This window comes from Pseudomonas sp. Sample_22 (assembly GCF_004307635.1).
Taxonomy (GTDB): Bacteria; Pseudomonadota; Gammaproteobacteria; order Pseudomonadales; family Pseudomonadaceae; genus Aquipseudomonas.
This window is the reverse complement of the sequence record NZ_RCNY01000085.1, coordinates 129,730-143,117: the sequence shown is the minus strand read 5'-3', so window position 1 is coordinate 143,117 and position 13,388 is coordinate 129,730. Positions and strand designations below refer to the sequence as shown.

Annotated in this window: 14 protein-coding genes; 9 read left to right on the top strand and 5 right to left on the bottom strand. The window is 59.8% G+C overall.

The window, feature by feature from the left end; translation table 11 throughout:
- Nucleotides 1–153: 153 nt before the first annotated feature.
- A complete protein-coding gene (locus D8U73_RS23615; protein ID WP_056852713.1) occupies nucleotides 154–1,050 on the top strand; it encodes a helix-turn-helix domain-containing protein in 897 nt (298 codons plus the stop codon).
- Nucleotides 1,051–1,058: 8 nt separating this feature from the next.
- On the opposite strand, the gene D8U73_RS29265 is transcribed toward D8U73_RS23615, so the two are convergent.
- Together D8U73_RS29265 and D8U73_RS23610 are read right to left on the bottom strand one after the other, a co-directional pair.
- A complete protein-coding gene (locus D8U73_RS29265) occupies nucleotides 1,059–1,235 on the bottom strand; it encodes a hypothetical protein (RefSeq protein ID WP_162837843.1) in 177 nt (58 codons plus the stop codon).
- 192 nt (nucleotides 1,236–1,427) lie between these two features.
- A complete protein-coding gene (locus D8U73_RS23610) occupies nucleotides 1,428–2,309 on the bottom strand; it encodes a LysR substrate-binding domain-containing protein (RefSeq protein ID WP_056852711.1) in 882 nt (293 codons plus the stop codon).
- 161 nt (nucleotides 2,310–2,470) lie between these two features.
- On the opposite strand from D8U73_RS23610, the gene D8U73_RS23605 reads away from it, so the two are divergent.
- From D8U73_RS23605 to D8U73_RS23580, 6 genes are all read left to right on the top strand, one after another.
- Complete coding sequence (locus D8U73_RS23605) at nucleotides 2,471–4,108, top strand: 5-guanidino-2-oxopentanoate decarboxylase (RefSeq protein ID WP_130905924.1); 1,638 nt, start codon at nucleotides 2,471–2,473, stop codon at nucleotides 4,106–4,108.
- Nucleotides 4,105–5,553, top strand: coding sequence for an aldehyde dehydrogenase family protein (locus D8U73_RS23600; RefSeq protein ID WP_130905923.1), 1,449 nt, complete (start codon nucleotides 4,105–4,107; stop codon nucleotides 5,551–5,553). The genes D8U73_RS23605 and D8U73_RS23600 overlap by 4 nt, the downstream gene beginning before the upstream one ends.
- A 218-nt stretch (nucleotides 5,554–5,771) precedes the next feature.
- Entirely contained in the window at nucleotides 5,772–6,875 is a 1,104-nt protein-coding gene (locus D8U73_RS23595) for an extracellular solute-binding protein (RefSeq protein ID WP_056852708.1), read from the top strand.
- Between the two features lie 205 nt (nucleotides 6,876–7,080).
- Complete coding sequence (locus tag D8U73_RS23590; RefSeq protein ID WP_056852707.1) at nucleotides 7,081–7,989, top strand: ABC transporter permease; 909 nt, start codon at nucleotides 7,081–7,083, stop codon at nucleotides 7,987–7,989.
- Nucleotides 7,986–8,834: an ABC transporter permease gene (locus tag D8U73_RS23585; RefSeq protein ID WP_056852706.1), complete on the top strand. Its 849-nt coding sequence runs from the start codon at nucleotides 7,986–7,988 to the stop codon at nucleotides 8,832–8,834. The genes D8U73_RS23590 and D8U73_RS23585 overlap by 4 nt, the downstream gene beginning before the upstream one ends.
- 18 nt (nucleotides 8,835–8,852) lie before the next feature.
- Nucleotides 8,853–9,908: an ABC transporter ATP-binding protein gene (locus D8U73_RS23580; protein ID WP_130905922.1), complete on the top strand. Its 1,056-nt coding sequence runs from the start codon at nucleotides 8,853–8,855 to the stop codon at nucleotides 9,906–9,908.
- 151 nt (nucleotides 9,909–10,059) lie between these two features.
- Here the strand turns inward: D8U73_RS23580 and D8U73_RS23575 are convergent, their stop codons facing one another.
- Nucleotides 10,060–10,989, bottom strand: a complete 930-nt coding sequence (locus D8U73_RS23575) for an AraC family transcriptional regulator (RefSeq protein WP_056852704.1) — start codon at nucleotides 10,987–10,989, stop codon at nucleotides 10,060–10,062.
- A 332-nt stretch (nucleotides 10,990–11,321) separates the two neighbouring features.
- Between D8U73_RS23575 and D8U73_RS23570 the strand changes: the two genes are divergently transcribed.
- Together D8U73_RS23570 and D8U73_RS23565 are read left to right on the top strand one after the other, a co-directional pair.
- Nucleotides 11,322–11,675: an antibiotic biosynthesis monooxygenase family protein gene (locus D8U73_RS23570; protein WP_130905921.1), complete on the top strand. Its 354-nt coding sequence runs from the start codon at nucleotides 11,322–11,324 to the stop codon at nucleotides 11,673–11,675.
- Between the two features lie 41 nt (nucleotides 11,676–11,716).
- Entirely contained in the window at nucleotides 11,717–11,947 is a 231-nt protein-coding gene (locus D8U73_RS23565) for a hypothetical protein (protein ID WP_056852702.1), read from the top strand.
- Here the strand turns inward: D8U73_RS23565 and D8U73_RS23560 are convergent, their stop codons facing one another.
- Both D8U73_RS23560 and D8U73_RS23555 read right to left on the bottom strand, forming a co-directional pair.
- The gene (locus tag D8U73_RS23560; protein WP_130905920.1) at nucleotides 11,948–12,577 is read right to left on the bottom strand and encodes a flavin reductase family protein; all 630 of its coding nucleotides are present in this window, start codon (nucleotides 12,575–12,577) and stop codon (nucleotides 11,948–11,950) included. It lies immediately after the preceding gene.
- 257 nt (nucleotides 12,578–12,834) lie between these two features.
- On the bottom strand, nucleotides 12,835–13,089 hold the full coding sequence (locus D8U73_RS23555) for a hypothetical protein (protein WP_056852700.1): 255 nt from the start codon (nucleotides 13,087–13,089) through the stop codon (nucleotides 12,835–12,837).
- Between the last annotated feature and the right edge of the window lie 299 nt (nucleotides 13,090–13,388).

Below are 13,388 nucleotides of genomic sequence, written 5' to 3'. Positions count from 1 at the left end.
GGCCAGAGCCGCTGAATGATTTTATGGATCGAGTGCTTGCATTTTTCTCTCGCGGGTCTGTCAATTGAAGGTGAAAACTGAGCTGATACCTGTTCATTTTGCCAATCGGTGCGATTATCGCCCGTCATCTATTCCGAGGCCTGGATTGAAGTGATGAACAAGCCTGACCTGCCTTCGATTCCAGTGTTCAAGCTCTACGGTGAAAGCCTGGATTGGCCGACCCCCGACTTGCTGCACTGTGAGACCATTTCCAAACGCAGCCGCGAACATCAATGGGAAATCAAACCGCATCGCCATGCCGATTTATGCCAGTTGCTCTTCGTATTCAAAGGTCAGGCAGAGCTTGAAATCGAAGGTAAACGTACTCAACTGAGCGAACCGGCTATCCAGATCCTGCCACCACTGTCGGTGCACGGCTTCCGTTTTTCCGAGGATGTCGAAGGCTTTGTGGTCACGCTTGCCGCGCCGTTGATCGCCCATTTGCAGCAGCAACTGGGGCATTCGGTCAACGCCTTGGCCCAAGCGGAAAGCTATCCTGCGGGGCAGGACGGTGAGTACCTCAACAGTCTGTTCAGTGCGCTGCAGAATGAGTACACCAGCCATCAACCGGCACGGGAAATGCTGATGCATTCGCTGGTCAGTGTGATCATGGTGTGGGTCAGCCGCCAGGTGATCCAGCGTCATTCAGCCAGCCAACGGCCGCAGCGTGCCCGCGAGTACCTCAACGGTTACATCCAGCTGGTGGAAGAGACCTATCGCCAGCACGTCAAGGTCGAGGACCTGGCCCATCGCCTGGGGATTTCCGTTTCCCATCTCAACGGCACGTGCCGTGAGCTGGCCGGGCAGCCGGCATTGCAGATCATGCATGAGCGGCAATTGCTGGAAGCCAAGCGCTTGCTGACCTACACCAGCATGACCATCTATGAAATGTCCGACGTGTTGGGGTTTTCAGATCCGACCAACTTCACGCGCCTGTTCCGGCGTCGGGTGGGAATCTCGCCAAAGGCCTTCCGCGACCGCTTGAAGGCCGATCAGGACAACGAGGCCTGACGCCTTGGCTATCGAAGGGCGTTGAGGGTCGCGTTGTGGGGAATGCAACGCTCGAAATTGCAGCTGGCGTACTCACGGGGCAGGTTGCGCAACTGCTCCACGCGCCAGGCTGCTGCGCCATACAACCCGAGCGTGACCGCGCAGGTGATGAAAATGGCCAGGTACCTTCTTGTTTTGATGTTCATGGCGTTGACCTCTGAACGAATACCCTGCGGTATTACCTTGAGCATAGGTCAGCGCGGATGAGTTGCCAGCCAGACAGGCTGTGCATTTGATCCGATATTCAGAACACTGATGAACCCCTGTGACCTTGTGAGAATCCCTGAACCCTGTGGGAGCCGGCTCGCTCCTACAGGGGCAGTGATGGATTTCGGGTTTTATCGCGACTGCGCCTGCTCCACCAACCAGCCCATCAATTCCCGCAACTTCGGCGAAGGTTCTGGTTTTTCCGGGAATACCAGGTAATACGCCAGTCCCGTCGTCACCTTCAGTTCGAATGGCATGACCAGTCGCCCGGCATCCAGGTCGTCGCCGATCAACGACCAATCGCCAATCGCCACCCCCGTTCCCTGGGATGCCATCGACATCGCCAGATCAAGGGTCTCGAAGTGCTGGCCCTTGCCGACATTGCTCAGTTTCACATCCGCTGCTTTCAACCAGGCCTTCCAGTCCCGCTCATCGCGTGTGGGGTGTAGCAGCAGATGCTGTTGCAAATCGGCCGGAGTCTGCAGCGGTATCGGCCCTTCGAGCATGGGCTTGGAACAGACCGGTGTCAGTTGCTCGTCGAACAGTTTCTGCGACATCAGAGCAGTGTCTGGTGGTGTGCCGTACATGACCGCCGCATCGAATTGCTCGCGGTGAAAGTCCACACCGTGCTTGATCGTGGTGGTCAGCTCCACGGGGACATCCGGGCGTTCCTTTTGCCATTGCAACAGGCGCGGCAACAACCAGCGCATGACGCACGTCGGCGCCTTGAGTTGCAGGGTTTCACGCTTCTCGCCGATCTGCTCAACGGCCTCGTCGATCAATCCGAAAATCTGCTGCACCCGTGGCAGCCACTCCCTTCCTTCGGCTGTCAGGCTCAGGCCTCGCGCCTGGCGGATAAACAATTCATAACCGAGAAAATCTTCCAGCCCGGCGATCTGTCGGCTTACCGCTCCTTGGGTGATGTGCAGCTGTTCGGCAGTCCGGGTGAAGTTGCAGCACTGCGCGGTAATCAGAAAAGTATGCAGCGCCGGCAGGGGAGGCAGTCGTTTCATTGAGATCCAAGGTATGACGTGAGGACATGGCTAGTATGATTTTTTATCCATTGTTGCGGCTATGTGTCGCCCGTTCCAATGAGGCCATCCCTGGACCTGCGAATCCATCATAAACACAGCGCAGGCCCGGCGTCTCAAATCGAACAAGAAGGGCAATTCACATGGCGACGTGCGGCGAAGTGTTGGTCAAGTTACTCGAGAATTATGGTGTCGAGCAGGTGTTCGGCATTCCGGGCGTTCACACCGTGGAGCTGTATCGCGGGCTGGCCCGTTCGAGCATCAACCACGTCACACCACGTCATGAGCAGGGCGCCGGTTTCATGGCCGACGGCTACGCCCGCACCAGCGGCAAACCGGGTGTGTGCTTCATCATCACCGGCCCAGGCATGACCAACATCACCACCGCCATGGGCCAGGCTTACGCCGATTCGATTCCGATGCTGGTGATCTCCAGCGTGCAATCGCGCAGCCAACTGGGCGGCGGTCGCGGCAAGCTGCACGAACTGCCGAACCAGGGCGTATTGTGTGCCGGTGTAGCGGCGTTCTCCCACACCCTGATGTCGGCGGCCGAGTTGCCGGGCGTACTGGCCCGCGCTTTTTCGCTGTTCCAGGCCGGTCGTCCGCGCCCGGTGCACATTGAAATTCCGTTGGACGTCCTGGTCGAGGAAGCCGACGACTTGCTCAGCAGCCTGCCGGTCACTATCGACCGCGCCGGCGCTGCGCCTTCGGCCGTTTCGCGCATGACTGAGTTGCTGGCCGGCGCCAAGCGTCCGCTGATCCTCGCCGGTGGCGGGGCCATCGATGCCGCTGCCGAGCTGACTGAACTGGCCGAGTTGCTCGACGCTCCGGTGGCACTGACCATCAACGCCAAAGGCATGCTTGAGTCCGCGCATCCGTTGCTGATCGGCTCGACCCAGAGCCTGGTCGCCACGCGCGCGCTGGTCGCCGAGGCCGACGTGGTATTGGCCATCGGCACCGAACTGGCGGAAACCGACTATGACGTGACCTTCGCTGGCGGTTTCGAGATTCCCGGCAAGCTGCTGCGTATCGATATCGACCCGGACCAGACCGTGCGCAATTACCCGCCGCACGTTGCGCTGGTGTCTGACTCGCGCAACGCCGCACAAGCGTTGTTGAGTGCGTTGTCGCACAAATCCCTGGCTGAGCGCCGTAACGATTGGGGCCAGGTTCGCGCCGCCCGTTTGCGTGAAGAGCTGGCCGCGAGCTGGGATGCACCGACCCTGGCCCAGACGCGTTTCCTCGAAACCGTTTTGCAGGAGTTGCCCAACGCCGTGTTCGTTGGCGATTCCACTCAGCCGGTGTACACCGGCAACCTGACCTTCAACCCGGAACGCCCGCGTCGCTGGTTCAACTCGTCCACCGGCTACGGCACCCTCGGTTACGCCTTGCCGGCGGCGATTGGCGCCTGGCTCGGTGGCAGCGTTGAAAGCGGCGCCCGCCCGCCGGTTGTGTGCCTGATCGGCGACGGTGGCCTGCAATTCACCCTGCCGGAACTGGCCAGCGCCGTGGAAGCGCGCACACCAGTGATCGTGCTGCTGTGGAATAACCAGGGCTACGAAGAGATCAAGAAATACATGGTCAACCGTGCCATCGAACCGGTGGGTGTCGACATCTATACCCCTGACTTCATCGGCGTGGCCAAGGCCCTGGGTTGCGCTGCCGAGGCGGTCAGCGGTGTCGAGCCATTACGTAGTGCGCTGCGTGCCGCCACCGATCGCCAAGGCCCGACCCTGATTGAAATCGATCAGACCCAGTGGATGCAGGCGGTGTCGAAATGAACTTCCCAACCACACTCGATGGCCTGTACATCGACGGCCAATGGTCGGCGGGCAACGAACACCTGCGCGTGATCAACCCGGCAACCGAAGCGCTGCTGACCACCGTCAATGGTGGCGACGCAAGTGCCGTCGAGCAAGCCGTCAGCGCGGCGACCAAGGCCTTCATCGACTGGTCGAAAACCACTGGCGCCGAGCGCGGCGCGATCCTGCGCAAAATCGCCGCGGGCGTGCAAGCCGGGCGCGAACAACTGATGCATTTGCAGTCGAGCAACAACGGTAAACCGCTGTTCGAGGCGGCCATCGACGTCGATGACGTGATCGCCACCTTCGAGTATTACGCCGGTCTCGCCGAAGGCCTGGATGCAAAACAGGACAGCGCCGTCGAATTGCCGACCGATGATTTCAGCGCGCGCCTGCGCCGTGAACCCTGCGGTGTGGTCGGCCTGATCGTGCCGTGGAATTTCCCGATGGTCACCACCGCATGGAAGCTGGCCCCGGCGTTGGCCGCGGGTTGCTGCGTGGTGCTCAAGCCTTCGGAAGTGACGCCGCTGCCGGAGCTTGAACTGGCCGCGATCATCGCTGAAGCCGGCGTGCCTGCCGGTGTGTTCAACCTGGTTTGCGGTACCGGCCTGGCCGTGGGCGCCCCCCTCTCGGCAGACCCGCGCATCGCCAAAATCTCCTTCACTGGCAGCAACGCGGTAGGCGTGCAGGTCATGCAGCGCGCCGCAGAAACCGTGAAGGGCGTGAGCCTGGAACTGGGCGGCAAATCTTCATTGCTGGTACTGGCCGATGCCGATCTCGACCTGGCGGTGGAAGTGGCGTGCGGCGGCGGTTTCTTCAACGCCGGGCAGATGTGCTCCGCCACCAGCCGTGTACTGGTCGCCGAGGAACTGGCTGAAGCGTTCCTGACGCGGATCAAGGCTCGTGCCGAAGCGATTCGCGTGGCGGACCCGTTCGACCCGAACGTGGAGATGGGCGCGCTGGTCAATCAGGCGCAATACCAACGCGTGCTCGGCCACATCGATCGCGGTTTGAGTGCCGGTGCGAGGCTGGTGTGCGGCGGTAATCGTCCGGCGGATCTGCCTCGCGGGTATTTTTTGCAGCCGACGGTTTTCACCGATGTGCCCCTGGACAGTGCGCTGTGGTGCGAAGAGATTTTCGGCCCGGTGATCTGCGTGCGCCGTTTCACCTCCGAAGCCGAAGCGATTGCCCTGGCCAATGACAGCCAGTTCGGCCTGGTGGCCAGTGTGGTCACGCGCAACGCTGAAACCGCCGACCGTGTCGCCAACGCTTTGCAGGCGGGGCTGGTGTGGATCAACGCGCCTCAGGTGATCTTCCCGCAGACCGCTTGGGGCGGCTACAAGCAGAGCAGCATCGGCCGCGAATTGGGGCCGTGGGGCTTGCAGGCTTTCCAGGAAATCAAACACGTGATTCGCGCCGTCTGAAGGCACGAAAAAGGTGAGCGCATGCCTCGCAAGGAGGCATGCGTCGGCGTCATGGCTTCGATGAGTATTTATCGATAGTCAGCTGTTTTACACGACTTCAGGATGAACTCGCTGGCCCGGTAAAGCCCCCGAAAATACGAGGGGTAAACGCTGATCCAGTCGCGCGGATGCAACAGTTTCGACCTGCCTTATACCTACAAAAACAAAGGGAGTCCGTAATGGGCGAGCATGATCTGAACAGACGTCAATTCATCAAGACCGTGGGCGTAGCCTCGGTTGCAGCGGCCGCCATGAGCTTGCCGTTCGTCAAGGCCAATGCCAGCGATACCCGCTTCACCGGCAAGACCCTGCGCCTGCTGACCTGGTCGGATGACACCGGCCTGGCTGCATTGCGCAATATCGCTGCGACATTCGAAGACAAGTACGGCTGCAAGGTCATCGCCGACCGCACCGGCAGTACCTCGGAAATGGTCGCCAAACTCAAGGCCGGCGGTGATCGCCCGCAGTACGACATCATCACCCTGGCCGGCGTCGGCGCCGAAGGTCTGGCCGCCGCCAACCTGTTGGAAAAGCCCGACCTCAACCGCATCCCCAACATCGTCGATGTGCCGGAAAAATACCGCACCGGCGCCAATGGTCACGGCATCGGTTACCTGCTCTGGTGCAACAGTCTGGTCTACAGCACGCGCACCCAGAAAGAAGCGCCGACCAGTTACGCCTCCCTGTGGGACGCCGACGCGGCACCGAACATCTTCCTGCCGCCACCGAACTGGACCGAGGCCATGGACCTGATCATCATCGCTGCCAAACTGGCCGGCGGTGACGAGCACAACATCGAGCCTGGCTTCAAGAAGCTCGCCGAACTGAAAGATCGCGTAGTGACCCTGGGCGAAAACCCGAACCAGATCGCCGAACTGTTCCGCACCGGTTCCCTGGACATGGGTGGTCTGTACGCGCCGGCGTTCTTCCCGAAACAGATCCGCGATCCGAACTACGGCCTGGGCGCCACGTTCGGCATGAAGGAAGGTTTCTACACCGACCTGATGCTGTCGGTGATGCCGAAGAATCGTCCGGGCGACACCGACATGGCGTACGCCTTCATCAACCATTCTCTGGACCCGCTGGTGCAGGGCAAGATGGCGGAAGACATCTACAACGGTCCGGTCAACGCCAAGGCGATCATCTCCGCCGAAGCGCGCAAGAGCCCGTACATCCTCACGCCGGAGCAGATTGCCGAGAAGGCGATCATGCACGACAACGCTTTCCTGGCGACTGTGCATGACCAATGGATTCGTCGTTACACGGAAATCTTTTCTTCCTGATTTCTGAGGTTCAAGGATCCTTTGTGGCGAGGGAGCTTGCTCCCGCTCGGCTGCGCAGCAGCCGCATAACCAGGCACCGCGTTCTATCAGAACCAACGCGGTGAGTGATTGGGGTCGCTAAGCGACCCAGCGGGAGCAAGCTCCCTCGCCACAGGTTCTTGCTCGATCTCAGTCTTGCTGCTTTCCATTGACGAGACCCTTTGCTATGGAACACCAACCTCTGACCCACCCGGTGAGTGCCGTGCCCACGCGCGCCAATCGCGGTGTTTCGCCGACCGCGCGTGCCTGGTTTTTCCTGACACCGTCGATGCTGTTTCTCGGCGTGCTGATTGCCGCGAGCCTGTTGGTACTGCGCATGAGCGTGGGCACCAAAGGCGCGGAATGGTCCGGGTTCAGCCTGGCCAGTTACGCCCAATTGCTTGAACCCTACTACCTCAAATCCCTGATGCTGACCCTGCGCCTGGCGTTGATCAGCGCGGTGATCGCTGTGATCCTGGCGATCCCGGTGGCCTACACCATGTCGCGACTGACCTCACCGTTCGTGCGTCGGATCTTCCTGGCGGCGGTGCTGTTGCCGTTGTTGGTCAACCTGTTGCTGCAAAGCTACGGCTGGCTGGTGATTCTCGGCCCGGGCGGCATGCTCAACCAGGCGCTGATGGGGCTGGGCCTGATCAAGCGTCCCATCATGCTGCTGTACAACCAGAACGGCGTATTGATGGGCCTGGTGCAAACCGCGTTTCCATTGGCCGTGTTGCCGATCGCCAGCGCCATGCGCGGTGTCGCCCGCAGCTACGAAGAAGCCGCCGCGACCCTCGGCGCCAGTCGCTTCCAGGTGTTCCGCCAAGTGGTATTGCCGATGAGCCTGCCGGGGATCATTACCGGTGCAACGTTGGTGTTCGCCTACAACGCCAGCAGTTTCGTGGTGCCGCTGCTGCTCGGTGGCCGTCGCGTGCCGATGCTGGCGGTGATGGTGCATGACCAGATCGCCCCGCTGATGAACTGGCCCGCCGCGTCTGCTGCCGGTGTGGTGCTGATCGTCACGACGCTCGCGATCATGACCTTGTCCGAATACATAACCGGCCGTCGTCGACGCATGCTGGAGGCTTCGCAATGAGTACCCTGACCAAGAAGCGCTATGGGCTGTTGCCCGGCGAGACCGGCAAGTTCGCCGGCATCCTTTCCGGCTTCATTCTGCTGCTGGCGGTGCTGCCGATCCTGACCATGATCGTCATGTCCTTCAGTGGCGCATCGAACCTTGATTTCCCGCCGAGCAGCTACAGCCTGCAATGGTACAAGGCCGCCTGGCACACCTTCGTCTCGCCCGATTCCAGCGACGTGTTGAGCCTTGGCCAGGCCATGACCACCAGCCTCATGGTGTCGTGCCTGACCATGGTCTTCGCCACGATCATCGCGGTGCCGGCAGCGTACGCGTTGACCCGTTGCGAGTTCCGCGGCAAGGCCGTGGCACTGCAACTGATGTCGTTGCCACTGGTGTTCCCGATGGTGGTGTTGGGGCTGGCATTGTTGCTGGTGTTCGACAGCCTGCCATTCCACATGACCACCTCGCGATTGGTGATTGCCCACGTCATCCTGGCGTTGCCGTTCGTGGTGAAGAACTGCACGGCGGCCATGCTTTCCATCGGCAGTGAAGTCGAGGAGGCCGCACAAATGCTCGGCGCCTCACCGCTGCGGGCGATTGTCGATGTGGTGGTGCCGTTGATGAAGTCGGGGATCCTGGCGGGCATGCTGCTGGCGTTCATCGTCTCGTTCAACGAATTCACCGTGACCTATTTCCTTTACACCATCGATGTGATGACCGTGCCGATCTGGATGTACAGCCGCACTGTGTCTTCGCTCGACCCCACCGTTTTTTCGTTTGCCGTGCTGATCGTGTTGATCGACTTTGTCCTGATTTGGGCACTCGAAAAACTGGTCGGTGAAGGTGGCGTTTCGTTCTGATTTCTTGAGGTGATTCTTATGTCTGGTCTGATTCTGGAAAACGTCGAGAAACATTACGGCTCGGCCTGCGCGGTAAAAGATGTAAACCTGCATTTGCCCGAGGGCAAACTGGTGTGTTTCCTCGGTCCTTCGGGCTGTGGCAAAACCACGTTGCTGCGCATGATTGCCGGGCTGGAAACCCTGAGCGGCGGCGAGATACGCCTCGACGGTGTAGACATTGGCCATACGCCTGCGCACCTGCGTAATTTCGGCATGGTGTTTCAGTCCCTGGCATTGTTCCCGCACATGACGGTGGGGGAGAACATCGCCTATCCGCTGAAACTGCGTGGGGTCAGCAAGGCTGACCAGCAGGCGCGGGTGGTGGAGTTGCTGGAGTTGATCCAGCTGCAACCGATGATCAATCGTCCGGTCGCCAAACTCTCGGGCGGCCAACGCCAGCGCGTGGCGATTGCCCGGGCGATTGCTTCGCACCCGAAAATCCTTTTGCTTGACGAGCCGCTGTCGGCGCTCGATGCCAAGTTGCGTGAGTCAATGCAGGTGGAAATCCGTCAGCTGCAACAGCGTCTGAACATCACCACCATCATGGTCACCCACGACCAGCGCGAGGCCATGACCATGGCCGATATCGTCGTGGTGCTGGGTGAGCACAAGGTGCAGCAGGTGGGTACGCCAATCGAGATTTACCGTCATCCGGCCAACGAATTCGTCGCGGATTTCATCGGCTCCGGCAATATTTTCCCGGCCACGGTACTGGGCAACGGCCAAGTGAGTTTGCCGGGCGGGGACGCGCTGAAGGTGCCAATCTGCAGCAGCATCGTGGTTGGCGAGAAAGTGAAGATGCTGATCCGCCCGGAAGACCTGCAACTGTCGGCCCCTCAGGCCACGGCGGGCAACCGCTTGCTGGGCAAGGTGACGTTTGTGCGCGATATCGGCGCGACCATCGAGACGACGGTGGAGTGTTCCGGGGTGACGTTCACTGCGCTGAGCACGCCGTGTCAGGGATTCGGTTTGAGCGTCGGGCATCCGGTGTCGGTGACCCTTCCTGCCGAGGCTTGTCGGGTACTCGGCGCCTGATCCAGGGTTTGTACTGCCTCAAATGGCCTCATCGCTGGCAAGCCAGCTCCCACAGTGATTGTGGTTTTCACTAGATTGTGTGAACACCGACGAAACCTGTGGGAGCTGGCTTGCCAGCGATGGCGTCAGCTGTAACAACAAAAAATCTGGATCAGACGCTCAAACGCAACCGCGCCAAATCCCTCAAGGGTGGAGCCCCGAACAACCGACTGTACTCCCGGCTGAACTGCGAGGGGCTTTCATACCCTACGCGATACCCGGCCGCCGAAGCCTCCAAGCCTTCCGCCAGCATCAAACGCCGCGCTTCCTGCAGGCGCAGCTGTTTCTGATACTGCAGCGGACTCATCGCCGTCATCGCCTTGAAGCGGTGGTGCAGCGTCGAGACGCTCAAGTTCACCTCTTTGGCCAGATCATCGATGCGCAGTGGCTGTTCGAAGTTGCCATTGAGCCATTTGATCGCCTGGCTGATGCGATGGCTCTGGCTATTGGCAATGGCGATTTCGTACAACCTGTGCCCCTGCTTGCTGCGCAACAGCCGATAGAGAATTTCCCGACGAATCAGGGGCGCGAGCATGGCGATGTCTTTCGGCGTGTCGAGCAAGCGTGCCAGGCGCAGCACGGCGTCGAGCATCGCGCTGTCCAGCCGTTCGACGTACAAGCCGCGTCCGGTCGGGCGGGTTGGCACACCGATCGGGCCGGCGTCGGCAATCAGCGCGGAGATTTCTGCGGGGTCGATGTCCAGCCGCACAGCCAGGATCGGCTCCTCGGCCGAAACATTCACCACTCGACCACTGAGCGGCATCGAGACCGAGACCACCAGGTAATTGAGCGGGTCGTAATTGAAGAACTCATCGGCCAGCCGTACTTCCTTGCGGCCCTGGGCCATGATGCACAGCGCGGGTTGCGCGAGCACCGGGGCGAATTCGTGGTTTTGACTATGGCGTGACATGAACAGCGAGCCCACAGCGGTGGCATAACTGCCATCTTCCGCGGTGTTGCGACGAATGATCGCCGCCAGTTCCGCACGCTGTTTCTCCATCTCGATGTCCAGCGCAGCTTCAAAGTGATCGAGTGACGACATGCAAGGCATCCTCGGCAAGGTGATGGGGCAGAGCATATGTTTGTGCAAGCCGCGGTGGTAGACACATTCTGTCGAATGCTTGCCTGATTCTGCATGAGGATGTTTTTTCGACCCCGCAAGCGAGAGCGTAGAGCCCCAAAGTTGCTTGAAACTCAGAAGGCGGAGCCGTGACAGTGTTTTACACAATGTTGCAGGCGGCCCGCGTACTTTCGCAGGATTGTGCAACGCGGCGGCAGAAATCGACTAACGGAAAACCCGCAGTGGCCCTTAACCTTTGATCCTGTCGCAGCCCGTCCCCCGGCTGCCACTCGACTCCCCGGGAGGGTTGAACCATGTCCAAGCAAATCCCTGTCAGTCATATGGCTTTCGTTCGAGCGCGCGCCGGGCGTTCACAAGAACTCGGTTTGCGCCTGAGTGCGTTGATCGAGCCGTCCCGTGCAGCGCCAGGCTGCCTGAGCTTTACCTTGCAACACTCACAATGCGATCCGGATCTGTGGCTGGTGTCCGGCTTCTGGAGCAATCAACAGGCGATGACCGCGTATTTCAACACCCCGGCCATGGAGATTTTTGCCGAGCTGGTGCAGGAACTGGTGGTCAACAGCCTGGATTTCCATACCTTCAAGGATGTCTCGCAGGCGCAGGCCTTGCGTCAGTCCGGGGTAGCGGTACACAAACTGGCCGGTTGAGGGTTTAATGGCTGCATTCTCAACCAGCCAGGATGCGCGACATGGCACGCAAAGCCTTTGAAACCTTCGAAGCAGTATCGGCCGTAATCCCCCGTGAAGGCGGGTATTACGCGGCAATCGCGACCAAAGCCATTGGCGGCTCCGGTGCGCCTCGTTTCAACAAACTGCTGGAAGAGCAGACCTTCAAGACCGCCAAGGAAGCGGACGAAGCCGCCGCCCTGCAACTGACCCATCTCAAGGGCGTTGGCGAAGACGGCGAACTGATCTGGTAATTACTTCACCGCTCCCGGGCGGTACATTTTGAACAATGCCTCAGGTCCCAGCTGGAAGTAATCGGCTGGCCCGCCGCCGCGCAGAATCGGTTCTGCCGCGGCGGTGTCGTATACCCCATCCTTCAGCAGCCATTTGGCGATATGCACGGCGACCACTTCGCCGAGGATCAGCCAACTCGGCACCACATCGCCGTCCGCTCGTTGCAACTGAATGATCTGCGTGACCTTGCATTCGAAAGACACCGGGCTTTCGGCAACTCGCGGCACCTGAATGATTTTCGACGCCACGGGGGTCAGCCCGGACAATTCGAATTCATCGACTTGCGGCTCGACCATGGCGCAACTCTGGTTCATCTGTTCGGCCAATGGCCGAGTAGCCAGGTTCCAGGCGAACTCGCCGGTCTGTTCAATGTTGTTCAGGCTGTCTTTGCGCCCGACGCTGGAGAACCCGATGATCGGCGGAATGTAGTTGAAAGCGTTGAAAAAGCTGTACGGCGCCAGGTTCAAGCGGCCTTCGGCATCCTGGGAAGAAATCCAGCCGATGGGGCGCGGGCCTACGATCGCGTTGAATGGATCGTGGGGCAGGCCGTGGCCATTGGCGGGTTCGTAGTAGTGGATGTCGTCGGGCATAGGCTTTTGTTCCTGAGGACTTGATTCGCAAGAGCGTCATAGTGCAAGGGCAAACCGCTAATTTCCAGTCAGAAAAAAATCCTGTAGGAGCGAGCCTGCTCGCGATGCGGTCCGTCATTCAACATCTCAATCGACTGACAGTCAGTCATCGCGAGCAGGCTCGCTCCTACAGATTTTGTGATCAGTGCACAAATTTTCAATGCTCTGGAAAAGACCAGGCCCGGCCGAAGCCGGGCTATGGTGCCGTGGATTGGGGTTTAGCTGACGGACGCACCGCCGGTGCGGTCATAACCATCTTCAGCGACAGTGGCGCCGCCGGTGCGGTCGTAGCCGTCTTCAGCAACGGTGGCGGAGCCAGTACGGTCATAGCCGTCAGCGGCGACAGTAGCGGAGCCGGTGCGATCGTAGCCATCTGCTGCAACGGCGGAACCGGTGCGGTCGAAACCGTCGGCGGCGAAGGTGTTGGCGGCCAGTACGGACAGGGCGATGGCGAGGAACAGTTTGGTTTTCATCTTCATTCTCCAGATTCTTTGGCGTGGTGTGTCTTGGGCATGGGTTTCATGCTACGCCAGTTAAACTGATTAAAAAGCGCAAAATAATGCTAAAAACAATCGATTAAGTAGATATTAACGCCGTCAGACGGTTCCGCTTTCAGGGACTGAATGGGCGTATCGCACTTGATCGATCAGGCCGTTTGAGGATGGTCAGCAAGCATTAACTCGTGATTAATCTGCCGTGGTGTGTCGTTAACAAATTGTTTAATCAATGGCCGCGAATGTCGGCAGTGTGTTTTTCAAAAAAAAAGGGCAGA